Annotated in this window: 13 protein-coding genes; 6 read left to right on the forward strand and 7 right to left on the reverse strand. The window is 63.7% G+C overall.

Features of this window, described 5'->3' with window-relative positions:
* Positions 1-104: 104 nt before the first annotated feature.
* The 3 genes from F8197_RS07425 (at position 105) to F8197_RS07435 (ending at position 3,405) form a co-directional block, all read left to right on the forward strand.
* Positions 105-392: a hypothetical protein gene (locus F8197_RS07425; RefSeq protein WP_019922076.1), complete on the forward strand. Its 288-nt coding sequence runs from the start codon at positions 105-107 to the stop codon at positions 390-392.
* 241 nt (positions 393-633) lie between these two features.
* A complete protein-coding gene (locus tag F8197_RS07430; RefSeq protein WP_152881371.1) occupies positions 634-2,199 on the forward strand; it encodes a DUF1800 domain-containing protein in 1,566 nt (521 codons plus the stop codon).
* Between the two features lie 15 nt (positions 2,200-2,214).
* Entirely contained in the window at positions 2,215-3,405 is a 1,191-nt protein-coding gene (locus F8197_RS07435) for a DUF1501 domain-containing protein (protein WP_152881372.1), read from the forward strand.
* A gap of 2 nt (positions 3,406-3,407) precedes the next feature.
* Here F8197_RS07435 and fdhD read toward each other — a convergent pair whose 3' ends face one another.
* The 6 genes from fdhD to F8197_RS07465 all read right to left on the reverse strand — a co-directional run bounded on the left by fdhD (position 3,408) and on the right by F8197_RS07465 (position 9,290).
* Positions 3,408-4,226, reverse strand: coding sequence for a formate dehydrogenase accessory sulfurtransferase FdhD (gene fdhD, locus F8197_RS07440; protein WP_152881373.1), 819 nt, complete (start codon positions 4,224-4,226; stop codon positions 3,408-3,410).
* A 117-nt stretch (positions 4,227-4,343) separates the two neighbouring features.
* Positions 4,344-5,132 (reverse strand): GNAT family N-acetyltransferase, encoded by a 789-nt coding sequence (locus F8197_RS07445; protein WP_019922072.1) that lies wholly within the window; start codon positions 5,130-5,132, stop codon positions 4,344-4,346.
* Between the two features lie 122 nt (positions 5,133-5,254).
* Positions 5,255-6,115: a hypothetical protein gene (locus F8197_RS29070; protein WP_229214483.1), complete on the reverse strand. Its 861-nt coding sequence runs from the start codon at positions 6,113-6,115 to the stop codon at positions 5,255-5,257.
* Between the two features lie 93 nt (positions 6,116-6,208).
* Positions 6,209-7,663 carry a Ppx/GppA phosphatase family protein gene (locus F8197_RS07455; protein WP_152881374.1) on the reverse strand — a complete coding sequence of 485 codons (1,455 nt, stop codon included), beginning with the start codon at positions 7,661-7,663 and terminating at the stop codon, positions 6,209-6,211.
* Positions 7,664-7,822: 159 nt separating this feature from the next.
* A complete protein-coding gene (locus F8197_RS07460; protein ID WP_152881375.1) occupies positions 7,823-9,001 on the reverse strand; it encodes a GGDEF domain-containing protein in 1,179 nt (392 codons plus the stop codon).
* 13 nt (positions 9,002-9,014) lie between these two features.
* The gene (locus tag F8197_RS07465; RefSeq protein WP_152881376.1) at positions 9,015-9,290 is read right to left on the reverse strand and encodes a hypothetical protein; all 276 of its coding nucleotides are present in this window, start codon (positions 9,288-9,290) and stop codon (positions 9,015-9,017) included.
* Positions 9,291-9,493: 203 nt separating this feature from the next.
* Between F8197_RS07465 and F8197_RS07470 the strand changes: the two genes are divergently transcribed.
* The gene (locus F8197_RS07470; protein WP_227012202.1) at positions 9,494-10,168 is read left to right on the forward strand and encodes a methyltransferase domain-containing protein; all 675 of its coding nucleotides are present in this window, start codon (positions 9,494-9,496) and stop codon (positions 10,166-10,168) included.
* 21 nt (positions 10,169-10,189) lie between these two features.
* Here F8197_RS07470 and F8197_RS07475 read toward each other — a convergent pair whose 3' ends face one another.
* A complete protein-coding gene (locus tag F8197_RS07475; RefSeq protein ID WP_152881378.1) occupies positions 10,190-11,245 on the reverse strand; it encodes a LacI family DNA-binding transcriptional regulator in 1,056 nt (351 codons plus the stop codon).
* Positions 11,246-11,395: 150 nt separating this feature from the next.
* Between F8197_RS07475 and gudD the strand changes: the two genes are divergently transcribed.
* Positions 11,396-12,739, forward strand: a complete 1,344-nt coding sequence (gene gudD, locus F8197_RS07480) for a glucarate dehydratase (RefSeq protein ID WP_373996811.1) — start codon at positions 11,396-11,398, stop codon at positions 12,737-12,739.
* A 134-nt stretch (positions 12,740-12,873) separates the two neighbouring features.
* Positions 12,874-14,076, forward strand: a complete 1,203-nt coding sequence (locus F8197_RS07485; protein ID WP_227012203.1) for an MFS transporter — start codon at positions 12,874-12,876, stop codon at positions 14,074-14,076.
* The last annotated feature ends 7 nt before the right edge of the window (positions 14,077-14,083 follow it).

Consider the following 14,083-nt stretch of genomic DNA (forward strand, 5'->3'; position numbering starts at 1 on the left):
AACAAGAATGTTGAGTAGCGCTCCACATTCAAAGCAATAGTGTGAGCGCTAGCCTTGCTGGGAAGACGTCATTTCTTCACGTTTAAGCTAAGGAGGAGCGAAAAATGAACGTAAGGCAAAAAAAGATGGAACTGATCGAAGCGATGAATCGTGCTCGGGCGCTGGAACCTTCCAGTTTTGTTCCGAACAAGTTACTCGATACTTTGATCGAAAAGATGAACCTTAAAAACGATGCAGAATTGTGCCGCGTTTTGGAAGTTCAACCGCCGATCATCAGCAAAATTCGCCACCGTAAGTTGGCAGTGGGTGCCACGATTTTGCTGCGGATGCACGAGAAGTCAGATATCAGCATCCGTGAATTAAAAGATCTGTCGACCGCCTCAATGCATTGAACAGCTTCGCTGATCTTGCTATGCCAGGCGCCGGCATGCGGTAACCGGCGCCCCCAATGCGATCATGCTTCAGCCCAAACCCCGCTGACAGCTGCATTACTCTCTCCCCTCCAGTTTTATCTCCCGGCAGTGCCCACACATCCCGTCTCCCGGTAACAATTTGTTGCACCCTACACAAAAGAAATATAGCAGGGCCTTCAATTTGGCATACTCTTCCGTCATTAGCGTTCCGGGACACGCCATGCAAACCAACACCAACACGATGCGCACCTTGATCATCACGCTCTTCGCTGGCGCCACCACGCTGCTGGCCGGCTGTGCCGCCACCGGCGACCGCGCTCCGGGCACTGCTGGCGCCGCCAGCATCACGGCCGCGCAATTGCCGGCCGCCGTCAACCGCGTCAGCTGGGGCGTCAACCAGGGCACCTGGCAGCAGGCGCAAGCGCTGGGCTATGATGCGTGGCTGGAGCAGCAGTTGCGGCCGTCCCCGGCATTATTGCCGGCCGCCGCCCAGGCCCAGATCGACAGTTTGACCATCGCCAGCAAGCCGCTGCCGCAGCTGGTGGCGGACCTGGAGCAACAGCGCAAGGACGCCGACAAGATCGCCGACGACGACGAAAAGAAAGCCGCGCAAAAGGCTTACCAGCAGGCGATGAACAACCTGGCGCGCGAGGCGGCCACGCGCTCGCTGCTGCGCGACCTGTATTCACCCAACCAGTTGCAGGAGCAGATGACGTGGTTCTGGATGAACCATTTTAACGTCCACGCGGGCAAGAACAACCTGCGCGCGCTGGTGGGCGACTACGAAGAAACCGCGATCCGGCCGTACGCGCTGGGCAAGTTCCGCGACCTGCTGGGCGCCACCGTGCGTCATCCGGCCATGATCCGCTACCTGGACAACGAACAGAACGCCGCCAACCGCATCAACGAAAACTATGCACGCGAGCTGATGGAGCTGCACACGCTGGGCGTGGACGGCGGCTACAGCCAGCGCGACGTGCAGGAGCTGGCGCGCATCCTCACCGGCGTCGGGGTCAACCTGGGCGATACGGCACCGAAGGTAAAAAAGGAACTGCAGTCGCAGTACGTGCGCAGCGGCCTGTTCGAGTTCAATCCCAACCGCCACGACTACGGCAACAAGCAGTTCCTGGGCCAGCCGGTGAAGGGACGCGGCCTGGCCGAAGTGGACGAGGCGCTCGACCGCCTGTGCCGCAGTCCGGCCGCAGCGCGCTTCATCAGCCGCAAGCTGGCCGTGTATTTCGTCGCCGACGAACCGCCGCCGGCACTGGTGGCCCGCATGGCTGCGGTATTCCAGTCGTCCGACGGCGACATTGCGGCGGTCATGCGCACCATGCTCACATCGACCGAGTTTGCCGAGTCGCTCGGCAAGAAATTCAAGGACCCGGTGCACTACGTGGTCGCGGCCGTGCGCCTGACCTACGACGACAAGGTGGTGCTCAACACCGCACCCATGCTGGGGTGGCTGAACCGCATGGCGCAGCCGCTGTACGGCCGGCAAACGCCGGACGGCTATGCGCTCACCCAGCCCGGCTGGGCCAGCCCGGGCCAGATGACCACCCGGTTCGAGATCGCCAAGGCCATCGGCTCGGGCAACGCGGGACTGTTCAAGACCGAGGGGCCGCAGCCGCAGGAACGCGCGGCGTTCCCGCAACTGGCCAGCGCCTTTTACTACCAGTCCTTGCAGCAAACCCTGGCGCCGAACACGCGCCGGGCACTGGAACAGGCAACCTCGCCGCAGGAATGGAACACCCTGCTGCTGTCGTCACCGGAACTGATGCATCGTTAGAACAAGGAGACCGCCATGGAACGCCGCACCCTGCTCAAATCGCTGGCCGCACTGCCCCTTGCAGCCACCGCCGCCGGCAACCTGTGGGCCGCACCGGCCAGCAAAACCCGCCTGCTGTTCGTGTTCATGCGCGGCGGCTACGACGCCACCAGCCTGCTGGTGCCGATCGCGAGCGAATATTACTACCAGGTGCGGCCCAACATCGCCATCCCCAAGCCGTCCGACGATTTGAAGTCGGCGCTGGCCATCAATGCCGACTGGGGCTTGCACCCGGCCCTGCGCGACACCATCTACCCGCTGTTTACCAGCGGCGAAGCGGCGTTCGTGCCGTTTGCCGGCACCGAGGACCTCTCGCGCAGCCACTTCGAAACCCAGGACAGCATCGAACTCGGGCAACCGCTGCAAGGCACGCGCAACTACCGCTCCGGCTTCTTGAACCGGCTGGCCACCACGCTCAATGCCGACCGCGCCAGCGCCATTTCGTTCACCGACCAGCTGCCGCTGATCATGCAGGGCACGGCGCAGCTGCCCAATATGGCGCTGCGCTCGCTCGGCAAGCCGCAGGTCGATGCCCGCCAGGCCCGCATGATCGCCGCCATGTACGACGGCAGTCCGCTGGCGTCGCAGGTGCGCGAGGGTTTCGTGGTGCGCGAGGACGTGATGAAGCAGATGATAGGCGAAATGGACGCTGCCAACCGCAACGCCATCACCGCCAAGGGCTTCGAGCTGGAAGCGCGCCGCATCGCCAGGCTGATGAAAGAGAAATACAACGTCGGTTTTGTTGACGTGGGCGGCTGGGACACCCACGTCGGCCAGGGCAACGGCGCAGGCTACCTGTCCAACCGCTTCGAGGAACTGGGACGCGGCCTGGCCGGCTTCGCCCAGGAGATGGGGCCGGAATGGAAAGACACGGTCGTGGTGGTGGTCAGCGAATTCGGCCGCACCTTCCGCGAAAACGGCAATCGCGGCACCGATCACGGGCACGGCTCGGTGTACTGGGTGCTCGGTGGCGGCGTGCGCGGCAACGCGGTGCGCGGCGAGCAGATCGCGCTGGAACAGAAAACCCTGTTCCAGAACCGCGACTACCCGGTGCTCAACGAATACCGCGCCATGTTCGGTGGCCTGCTGGCGCGCATGTACGGTTTGAATAGCGGTCAGGTGGAAACCATCTTCGGCACCAGGGGGCGCGATCTCGGCTTGGTATAAAGTTAAGTGTATTCGACGCAATCGTCCTTGCGGCAAAAGCTCACCAGCTTGATGCCGGCTGCCAGCGCGACGTCGATCGCCAGGGTGCTGGGCGCCGAAATGGTGGCCAGCATCGGAATATTCAGGCGCGCGGCCTTGCGTACCAGCTCATAGCTGGCGCGGCTCGACATGAATACAAAGCCTTGGGTCATGTCCACGCGCTCGAGCGCCAGGTAGCCGATCAGCTTGTCCATGGCGTTGTGGCGGCCCACGTCTTCGCACACGCGCAGCACGGCGCCGCTGGCGTCGCACCAGGCGGCGGCATGGACACCGCCGGTGGCGCGCATCAGGTGCTGGTGCGCGCCCAGTCCGGCCGCAGCGCGGGCGATGGCCGGCGCCAGCGTAACGTCGTCGTGCAATGGCGCGGCGTCGATGCGCGGCGGCGCAACGTCGATCAGTTCCAGGCTCTCGACTCCGCACACGCCGCAACCGCTGCGCCCCGCCATCGACCGGCGCTGCTGCTTGAGCAGCATGAAGTCTTCCTGCGCGATGGTCAGCGCCACCTCCACGCTGCGCGCGTGTTCCTGCACTTCGATATCGAACACGTCGGACGCCTTGCCCACCAGGCCTTCGGTCAGCGCAAAGCCCATGGCAAACGCCTGCAGGTCGCGCGGCGTGACCATCATCACCGCGTGCGAGATGCCATTAAAAACCAGCGCCACCGGCAGCTCTTCCGCCACTTGGTCGGTGGTGGCGATGGCGCCCTCGGGCGTGATGCCGCGATGGCGCAGCACCGGGCGCTGCTGGATGCCGCTGCGTTCTGTTTCCTGGTCGAGTTTCATTGCCGCCCCGCGTAGTCGTACAAGGCTCGATTGTACCGCGCAGAACCGGACCGGGTCGGTCCCTGCCAGGCGCCATCCCGACATGGCAGGGGCGGCGTATCGCCAAAGACGGGGCGGTTACGCTGCCAGCGGCTCGCCGCCCACGCCGTAGTGGCGGGCATAACGTGCATCGAGGTTCGCCAGCGGCATCATCAGGAACAGGTCGGCGCTTTCGAAATCCGGATCCCAGGCCGGTTCGCCGCAAATCCACGCGCCCGAGCGCATATAGCCCTTGAGCAGCGCTGGCACTTGAGGCTTTTGCGCCGCTTCCAGCTTGCCGAACGGGAAAGGCAGGTGCGGAGTGACGCGGTATTCGAGGGGAGCGAGGTGCTTGCCGATCAGTTGCTGATAGACGGCGACAGCATTATGGCCGCCATCGGCCAGGCTGATGCTGGCGCAGCCGATCAGGTAATCGCAATTTTCCCGGCGCATGTACTCGGCCAGGCCGGACCACAGCAACATGATCACGCTGCCGCCACGGTAAGCGGGATGGATGCAGGCGCGGCCCGCTTCCACCATGCGGCCGCGCAGGTGATTGAGGCGGCCAAGATCGAACTCGCCTTCGGAATACAGGCGACCCAGCTTGCGGGCGCGGGTGGCGCTCAGCAGGCGGTAAGTACCGACGACTTTGAGGGTATCGACATCGCGCACGATCAGGTGGTCGCAATAGGCGTCGAATTCGTCGCTGTCGAGGCCATCGGGGCTCTCGAGCGAGGACAGGCCCATGGTTTCGATGAAGACTTTATAGCGCAGGCGCTGCACTTCGTGCAACTCTTCCGGCGTGCTTGCCATGCTCAGCACCAGCTTGCCGGAAGCGGGACGGACGTCCGCCGGGAGGTTCGCAGCTTGTAAGATCGAGGTTTGCATGCTTCATCCTTTGTGTGGGTGACGAAGCAAGCGTAACCATCGAATACTTCAAGGAAATGACAGAAAAATGTCATTTCCGTGACATGCGCCGATCTGTTGTATTCAGATCAGTGTTTCCTCCATCAGGACTTCTTTGGACGGCCGGTTTTCAGTTGCGGCAGGCTGGCCAGCACTTTTTTCAGGGTGGCCAGATCGATCTGGCTGATCAGCGCCACGCCGATACGCAGCAGTTCGCTTTTCTTGATCTCGATACCGGCTTTCAGGCAGGTCTTCTTGACCTGGCCAAGCACCGCGTACTCTTGCTCGGGCATGGTGAAGCTGTCGCGCACCAGCTTGTCCTTGCGGGTTTTGTCGGCGCCGGTTTCCACGGCTGCGGTCTTGGCGGCTGGCTTGGTTGCCGGCTTAGTTGCCGGCTTGGTTGCTTGCTTGGTTGCTGGCTTCGATGCTTTCACGGCAGGCTTGGCAGCGCCCTTCGGTGCGGCCTTGGCGGCGGCTTTCGCGGCTGGCTTGGCGGCGGCCTTGGCTTCGGGCTTGCTGGCTGGCTTGGCGGCAGCCTTCGGCGCGGCCTTGGCGGCTGCTGGCTTAACGGTTGCTGGCTTGGCGGCAGCTTTGGTCACCGGCTTGGCGGTGGCTTTAGTGGCAGCTGCGGCGGTTGGCTTGACAGCGGCGGCCTTGGTTGCAGCAGGCTTGGCAGCAGCGGCTTTGGCGACGGCAGGCTTGGCGGCAACTGCTTTGACAGCGGCTGGCTTGGCGGCAGCAGGTTGGGCCACAGCGGTATTGGCGACTGCCGGCTTGGCAACTGCCGGCTTGGCAACTGCCGGCTTGGCGGCAGCAGGCTTCACGGCAGCAGGCTTCACGGCGGCAGGCTTGGCAACCGGTGCAGCCTCGACTTTCGCTTCGGCAGGCTTGGCTGGCACAGCATTCACAGCGGCTTTGCTTGAAGGCGTTTTGTCGATCACTTGTTCATCAATAGTTTTATTCATACAGGCTCCAAAATTATCCAACGATATAAACAATATATATCATTTACAGGAATTTTGCTTGTGCAATCGCAAATGTGCTAGCATTTTCAGCAATCATCCGGTGGTTCTGATGGTGAAATCCACGCCCACGTCGTCCCAGTGCTCCTGTTCTTTTTCGAGCCAGTACGACAGCGTGGGGTGGTCGGCCACCCATTCACGCGGAATGTCGAGCTCGACGCGGCTCTTCATGCGCAGCTTGACCAGGCTGAAGTCGATGTCGATGCGCGAGTGCATGAACAGCACCGCCAGCCGGAATGCCACCACCGCCTTGGCGATATCGACTTCCTCGATCATCTCCGATACCTTGCGCAAGTTGCCCTTGTGCGCCACCACCAGCCGGCTCATGAGCTTTTGCTCGCGCGTGGTAAATCCCGGCAAGTCGGCGTTTTCGATCATGTAGCACGCGTGCTTGTGGTAGCCGGTGTGCGACACCACCAGCCCCACCTCGTGCAGCAGCGCGCTCCAGTACAGGTGGCGCGTATAGACCTCGCACGACGGCTTGGTTTGCGCGTACAGCGCCAGCGCGTCGTCGGCCACCCGGTTGGCGCGGCGCTGATCGACGTGGAATTTTTCCACGCATGCCTGCACCGACTGCTCGCGGCGGTCGCGCTTGGTCGAGCGCAGGTGCAAATCCCACATCACCCCCATGCGCAGGCCCGCCTCGATCGGCTGCACCACCGGGATGCCGAGCTCGCGCACCAGCCCGATCAGGATCGCCAGGCCGCCGATGATGGTGCTGGCGCGGTCAGGCCGCAGGCCGGGCATGTCGATCTTGCTCACGTGGCCGAATTCGATGAAGCGCTGCTTGAGCGCGGACAGCGTATCGGCATTGACCTCCTTGCCGATGCCGTTCTTGATGATGATGTCGGCAATCGTGCGCGCGGTGCCGGACGAGCCGTAGCACTGCTTCCAGAACTGCGGCCGGTACGGCGGCGCGGCATCCTCGAAATGGCTGCGCGCCGACAGGATGGCCGCCTCGAACGAGGGACCGTCCACCCGCCCGCCCACAAAAAACGACAGGCTTTGCTTGACCGTGCCCACGCTGAACGATTCGACCTTTTCGATTTCCTGGCCGCGCCCCAGTATCAGCTCGGTGGAGCCGCCGCCGATGTCGATCACCAGCCGCCGCTCGCCAGGCGCCGCCACAGCGCTCGCCACGCCCATGTAAATCAGGCGCCCTTCTTCCTCGCCGGAGATGATCTCGATCGGGTAGCCGATGGCCTGCTCGGCCTCGGGCAGGAAAACGGCCGAATTGCGCGCCACCCGCATGGCCGACGTGGCCACCACGCGCACCGCGTCGAGCTTGTAGCCGGCCAGCACCTCGCGGAAGTTGCGCAGGCACGCCAGCGCGTTCTGCATGGCGGCCGGGGTGAGGTTGCCCTTGTCGTCGAGGCCGGCGGCCAGGCGGATCGGTTCGCGCACGCTTTTGAGCACGCGGATCGCATCGCCATCGTGTTTGCCGATGTGGAGGCGGAAGCTGTTGGAACCCAGGTCTACTGCTGCATACATAATATGAACCCATGCCCGCCCGGCGCGTGCCGGCGGAAAAAAAATTTAACTAAACGATTTAGATGATTTTAAAAATGCTATCACGATATGCCGTACTTGTGACGGCATGATGACAATCGCGTCCGCCTTGCGGGATAAATTGGCCAGGTGTCCCGGCGCTCAGGCGTCGAGCATGGCGGCGCTATCGGCGGCGTGCGCGGCCACCTGGTTGCCGCCGGCGGCGCGGGCCTGGCGTAATGCCAGGTCGGCGCGCTGGAACAGGCCCACGGTGGTGTCGTCGGCGCGCATGGTGGTGGCGCCAAGGCTGGCGGTGAGGTTGATGATGGCTTTTTCGGCCTTAACCGGTTGCGCGGCCAGCGCGCCACGCACACGTTCGGCCACCAGCAGCGCATCGTCGAGCGCGGTGCGCGGCAGCAGGATGGCGAATTCGCCGCCACCCAGGTGGCCCAGGGTGTCGCTGTCACGCAGTTGCCGCTTGCAGGCGTCGGCCATGGCGACCAGCACCTGGTCGCCGGCCAGGTGACCGTAATGGTCGTTGACGCGCTTGAAATCGTCGAGATCGACGATCACCAGCGCGGTAGGCTGACCGGGCCGGCGCGCCAGCGCCAGCCACGGCGCCAGCGCCTGGTGGAAGCCGCGCCGGTTCAGCGCGGACGTCAAAGGATCGATCACTTCCAGCCGTTCCAGCTCGTTTTGCAGGCGCTGGCGCACCAGCAGCAGGTAGCCGAAACCATTGCCCAGCATGACCAGGTACAGGGCAACCAGGCCCATGCCCTGCACCAGCTCCGGGCTGACCCACGACCAGCCATTGGGCAGGAACAGCACCAGCAGGCCGCGTGCGACGACTGCCAGCGCCAGCACCACCGTGCTGACCACCAGGTAGCGGCGCAGCAGCGTACCGGCCGACCAGCCCCGGCCCAGCGCGCCGGCGCCGGCAGCGACAAAGAAGCCGATGGCCAGCGAGGAAATCGCCTGCCGCTCGGGCGGCGTGCGTTGCAGCAGCCAGGCGCTGACAAAGGCCGCCACCGCGATCAGCAGCACGGGCAGCAGGTAGCGGCGCCAGATGCGCCGGCCCGCCTGCTCCCACAGCGCCGCCGCGTCCAGCGCGAAACCGGCCAGCAGCAGGGTATTGGCAAAGGGAATGGTCAGGAAATCGGGGAGCGTGCCGCGCAGGTAAACCAGGCCCCAGGCCAGTGCCTGCAACTGCCGGGCGCGCGCCCACGTGGCATTGCCGCGCGCCGCAGTAGCGGCGCCGGCGGGCTGCTCGAAAAAGAACAACGCCACGCACAGGCTGAGGTTGCCCAGCGCCAGCGCCAGGACCAGCGTCTTGATATCCATGACCGGGGGCGACTCAGACCTCGTGTTCGACGTTGGTGGTGCCGTCGCCCATCTTGCTGGCCCAGCCTTTCGAGAACAGTTCTTTTTCGTCGTCGCTCGGGGCGTCGTGCCAGAACACGATCAGCGTGCCCTTGTGGTCGTGCAGTTGGCTCACTTTTTCAATGAAGCTCTGGTGGCCCGACAGGTCGGCCAGCGCCACCACGTAACCGTACACGCGGGTCAGGCGCTCGATACGGTCGGGTTCGGTAATACTGTTGGTGGCGGTCAGCGTGGGGTGGTCTAAAAACATCGTGGTTCTCCGGTTTTCCGTATTGTCCGCCCATGGCGGTGCCCCGCCAATTTACATAGAAATATTCCTTCTGTAAATGAAAGTGACGGCCGCATGCTACTATAAATTGACATCCCGGATTCCCCAGACACTTGACGCCACCCGATCCCCGCCCCCAGGTCCACACCCGTGGCAATCGCCGCCTGCTGGAATTTCGCCCAGGCATGGTGCAAAGCGAGATGAAGCTCTCGCATCCCGACGACCTGGTACTTGCCTATTGCCGCGCCATGATGTGTTTTACCTTGTTCCAGCCGCAGCCAGCGCACATCGTGATGGTGGGCCTGGGCGGTGGTTCGCTGGCCAAGTTTTGCTACCGCTACCTGCCGCACGCGCGCATCACCGTGCTGGAATTACGGGCCGACGTGATCGCCCTGCGCGAGCAGTTCGCCATCCCGCCCGATGACGACCGGCTGCGCATCATCCACGCCGATGCCGCCAGCTACATGCGCCAGTTGCGCGGCAGCGCCGACGTGCTGCTGGTGGACGGTTTCGACGAACACGGCCTGCCGGCGCCGCTGGGCAGCGCAGCTTTTTACGCCGACTGCCGCCGCGCGCTGCGCCCTGGCGGCGTGCTGGTGACCAATATTTTCAGTTACGACCCGTCGTACGGCGTCATGCTGCGGCGCCTGCGGCACGCGTTCGGCGGCAGGATCTGCACCTTGCGCGGCGTGGCGGGCAATAACCGGATCTGGTTTGCGGTGCCGGGGGCGCAACCCTCGCCTGCGCTGGCGATGCAGCGCGGGCTGGCGGGACAGCGGTCGTTGCCGTGGCGGCCGCTGCTCAACCGGCTGCTGGCGTACCGCGTGGTGTGGCAGTTGCGCCGCGCCGCATCGGCATGACGACTCGCGGACGCGGGTCGATCAGGTACTGGCCCGGTGAACCAGCTCGAAGCCGGTATCGATCACGCGCGGGCGCACCTGGTTGCCGCCGTCGAGCCGGTCCAGCAGCAGTTGCGCCGCCACGGTGCCGATGTTGCGGCCATCGACGTGGATGGTCGAGAGCGGCGGATACGTGTGGGCTGCAAAGTTGAGATCGCCAAAACCGATCACGGCCAGCTGCCCCGGCACGTCCAGTCCTCGGCTGACGGCCTCGGTCAGCACGCCGTGCGCGAGCGTGTCGGAGCTGCACACGACAGCGTCGAGATTGGGCGCTTGCGCCAGCAATTGCGCCAGGCCTTCGCGGCCCAGTTGCAAGGTGGTGGGCAGCGGCATCAGTTGCACCGCCGCCACCGCCACGCCGTGGCGCGCCAGTTCCGCCTGCAACCCCTGGTTGCGGCGCGCGCCTCGCGGGTCGTTGACGGCCAAAATCGCGATGCGGCGGTAGCCGCGTTCCAATAAATGGCGCGCGGTGGCCTGCCCCACTTCTTCGTGTGAAAAGCCCACCACCATGTCGATCGGCGACGACGCCATGTCCCACGCCTCCACCACCGGCACGCCGGACAGCTCCAGCCGCCGCCGCGTGTTATCCGTATGCAGCGTACCGGTGACGATGATGCCGTCCGGGCGGCGGCTGAGGATGGTTTCGACCAGCACTTCCTCGCGCCAAGGCTCGTAGCGTGACAAGCCCAGCAGCAACTGGTAACCGGCCTGGGTCAGCGTATCGGTCACCGCTTCCACCATTTCGGCAAAGATCGGCGTGGCGATGCTGGGAATCACCAGCGACACCAGCTTGCTGCGGTTGGACGCCAGCGCGCCGGCCATCATGTTTTTCACGTAGCCGGTCTGCTGCACCGCCTCCTGCACCCGCGCCAGCGTGTTCGGCCGCACCAGCTGCGGCTGGTTGAGCGCGCGCGATACGGTGATCGGCGACACGCCGGCCACTTTGGCCACATCGGCCAGCGTGGCGCCGCTGACCGGAATGTCGGCGTTGGCGGTGCGCAGAACGCGCAAGTCGGATTGGTCATTTTTGATGGTCATGAACCAGATTATATAGCAACACATCATTTTCTATCATTTACTTCAATCATAAAAATGCGTAAATCTCGTAAATTTAGGTTGATATTTGCAAATGACATCGCTACCATTAAATGACAGCGCAATCATTTCAAGAACAACCAAGGATTCATGATGACCAGCCAGACCAACAACGACACTCCTACCATCACTGCCATGCGCGTAGTCCCGGTTGCCGGACGCGACAGCATGCTGCTCAACCTGAGCGGCGCCCACGGCCCCTACTTCACCCGCAACATCGTCATCCTCACCGACAGTTCCGGCCACACCGGCGTGGGCGAAGTCCCCGGCGGCGAAGCGATCCGCCAGACCCTGGAAGACGCCCAGGAACTCGTCATCGGCCACAGCATCGGCAACTACAAGGCCATTCTCAACGCTGCGCGCACGACGTTTTCCGGCCGCGACGCCGGCGGGCGCGGCCTGCAAACGTTCGACCTGCGCATCGCCATTCACGCCATTACCGCACTCGAAGCGGCGCTGCTCGACCTGCTGGGCCAGCACCTGGGCGTGCCGGTGGCCGCCCTGCTTGGCGACGGCCAGCAGCGCACCGAGGTGGAAATGCTTGGCTACCTGTTCTACATCGGCGACCGCAACGACACCAACCTGCCCTACGCGGCCGATCCCGACAACGAAGACGCCTGGCTGCGCCTGCGCCATCAAAAAGCGCTGACACCGGAAGCGGTGGTGCGCCTGGCCGAAGCGGCGTACGACCGCTACGGCTTCCAGGACTTCAAGCTCAAGGGCGGCGTGCTGCGCGGCGAGGACGAGATCGCGGCCGTCACCGCGCTGCATGAACGCTTCCCGCAGGCGCGCATCACGCTCGACCCCAACGGCGGCTGGCTGCTCAAGGACGCAATCCGCCTGTGCCGCGACCAGCACGATGTGCTGGCCTACGCCGAAGATCCGTGCGGCGCCGAGAACGGCTTTTCCGGCCGCGAAGTGATGGCCGAATTCCGCCGTGCCACCGGCCTGCTCACCGCCACCAATATGGTCGCCACCGACTGGCGCGAGATGCAGCACGCGATCTCGCTGCAATCGGTGGACATTCCGCTGGCCGACCCGCACTTCTGGACCATGCAGGGCTCGGTACGGGTGGCACAGATGTGCCATGAATGGGGCCTGACCTGGGGTTCGCATTCGAACAACCACTTCGACATCTCGCTGGCGATGTTCACCCACGTGGCCGCCGCAGCACCGGGCAAGATCACCGCCATCGACACCCACTGGATCTGGCAGGACGGCCAGCACCTGACCCGCAACCCGTTCCAGATCGAAGGCGGCAAGGTGCAGGTGCCCACCACGCCGGGCCTGGGCGTAGAACTCGACCTCGATGCGCTGGAAGCGGGCCACCAGCTGTACCTGAACAAGGGCCTGGGTGCCCGCGACGACGGCGTCGCGATGCAGTACGTGATTCCAGGCTGGAAATTCGATAACAAAAAGCCCTGCCTGGTGCGCTGATCATCCGATTCATGCAAGTTTGAGGAGACTGCAACACGAGTACAGTTTTACCCACCGCCGCCGGCGCGCCATCAAGCGTGCTGGCCAGCGCGGTCAGCAAGATCAAGTGGCGCATCCTGCCGTTGTTCGTGGTGATGTTCATCGCCAACTACATCGACCGTGTCAACATCGGCTTCGTCCGTACCCACCTGGAGGCGGACCTGGGCATCGGCGCAGCCGCGTTCGGCTTCGGCGCCGGGGTTTTCTTCCTCGCCTATGCGCTGTTCGAGGTGCCGTCGAATATCCTGCAACAGCGCTTCGGCGCCAAGGCGTGGCTCACCCGCATCATGGCCACCTGGGGCATCGTCGCCACCGGCATGGCGTTCGTCCAGGGCGAGACGTCGTTTTACGTGATGCGCTTCCTGCTGGGCGTGGCCGAGGCTGGCTTCTTCCCGGGCGTGGTGTATTACTTTACCCAGTGGTTGCCCAATGCCGAGCGCGGCAAGGCGATGGCGATTTTCCTCAGCGGTTCGGCGCTGGCCTCGGTGGTGTCAGGTCCATTGTCGGGCGCGCTGCTGCAAATCGAGGGCGGTGGCCTGCACGGCTGGCAATGGATGTTCATCATCGAAGGCGTGGCGTCGATCCTGCTGTGCTTTGTGGTGTGGTTCTGCCTTGATTCGAAACCGAGCGACGCCAAGTGGCTGACCGATGCCGAGCGCCATGAGCTGGAAACCGTGATCGCGGCCGAGCAAAAGGAGCGCGAAAAATCGAAACCGGGCCACGTCAGCATGTTCTCGCTGCTGCGCGACAGCCGCATCGTGCTGTTCTGCTTCATCTATTTCGCCATCCAGCTGACCATCTACGGCGCCACGTTTTGGCTGCCGAGTATCATCAAGAAGATGGGCCACTACACCGATTTCCAGATCGGCATGTTCAACTCGATTCCGTGGATTATCTCGATCGCGGCCATGTATATGTTCGCCTCGCTGGCGGCCCGTTTCAAGCACCAGCAGATGTGGGTGGCGATAGCCCTAGTGATCGCGGCGACCGGCATGTTCATGTCCACCGTGGGTGGCCCCGTATTCGCGTTCGTGGCGATCTGCTTTGCCGGCATCGGCTTCAAGGCGGCATCCGCGCTGTTCTGGCCGATTCCGCAAGCATACCTGGACGCCCGCATCGCTGCGGCCGTGATCGCGCTGATCAACTCGCTGGGCAACCTGGGCGGCTTCGTGGCGCCGACCACCTTCGGCTACCTCGAGCAGAAGACCGGTTCGATCCAGGGCGGCCTGTATGGACTGGCGGCGGCGTCGCTGGTCGCCGCTGCCCTGGTGTTCCTGACGCGGGGACCCAAGAAGTAAGGGCTAG

This window comes from Duganella sp. FT27W (genome assembly GCF_009295655.1).
Lineage (GTDB): Bacteria > Pseudomonadota > Gammaproteobacteria > Burkholderiales > Burkholderiaceae_D > Rugamonas > Rugamonas zoogloeoides.

What these genes read in the sequence shown, in the direction of transcription:
- F8197_RS07425 (WP_019922076.1), top strand. Translation starts at nt 105, where the DNA reads ATGAACGTAAGGCAAAAAAAGATGGAACTGATCGAAGCGATGAATCGT.
- F8197_RS07430 (WP_152881371.1), top strand. Translation starts at nt 634, where the DNA reads ATGCAAACCAACACCAACACGATGCGCACCTTGATCATCACGCTCTTC.
- F8197_RS07435 (WP_152881372.1), top strand. Translation starts at nt 2,215, where the DNA reads ATGGAACGCCGCACCCTGCTCAAATCGCTGGCCGCACTGCCCCTTGCA.
- fdhD (WP_152881373.1), bottom strand. Translation starts at nt 4,226, where the DNA reads ATGAAACTCGACCAGGAAACAGAACGCAGCGGCATCCAGCAGCGCCCG.
- F8197_RS07445 (WP_019922072.1), bottom strand. Translation starts at nt 5,132, where the DNA reads ATGCAAACCTCGATCTTACAAGCTGCGAACCTCCCGGCGGACGTCCGT.
- F8197_RS29070 (WP_229214483.1), bottom strand. Translation starts at nt 6,115, where the DNA reads ATGAATAAAACTATTGATGAACAAGTGATCGACAAAACGCCTTCAAGC.
- F8197_RS07455 (WP_152881374.1), bottom strand. Translation starts at nt 7,663, where the DNA reads ATGTATGCAGCAGTAGACCTGGGTTCCAACAGCTTCCGCCTCCACATC.
- F8197_RS07460 (WP_152881375.1), bottom strand. Translation starts at nt 9,001, where the DNA reads ATGGATATCAAGACGCTGGTCCTGGCGCTGGCGCTGGGCAACCTCAGC.
- F8197_RS07465 (WP_152881376.1), bottom strand. Translation starts at nt 9,290, where the DNA reads ATGTTTTTAGACCACCCCACGCTGACCGCCACCAACAGTATTACCGAA.
- F8197_RS07470 (WP_227012202.1), top strand. Translation starts at nt 9,494, where the DNA reads ATGGTGCAAAGCGAGATGAAGCTCTCGCATCCCGACGACCTGGTACTT.
- F8197_RS07475 (WP_152881378.1), bottom strand. Translation starts at nt 11,245, where the DNA reads ATGACCATCAAAAATGACCAATCCGACTTGCGCGTTCTGCGCACCGCC.
- gudD (WP_373996811.1), top strand. Translation starts at nt 11,396, where the DNA reads ATGACCAGCCAGACCAACAACGACACTCCTACCATCACTGCCATGCGC.
- F8197_RS07485 (WP_227012203.1), top strand. Translation starts at nt 12,874, where the DNA reads ATGTTCATCGCCAACTACATCGACCGTGTCAACATCGGCTTCGTCCGT.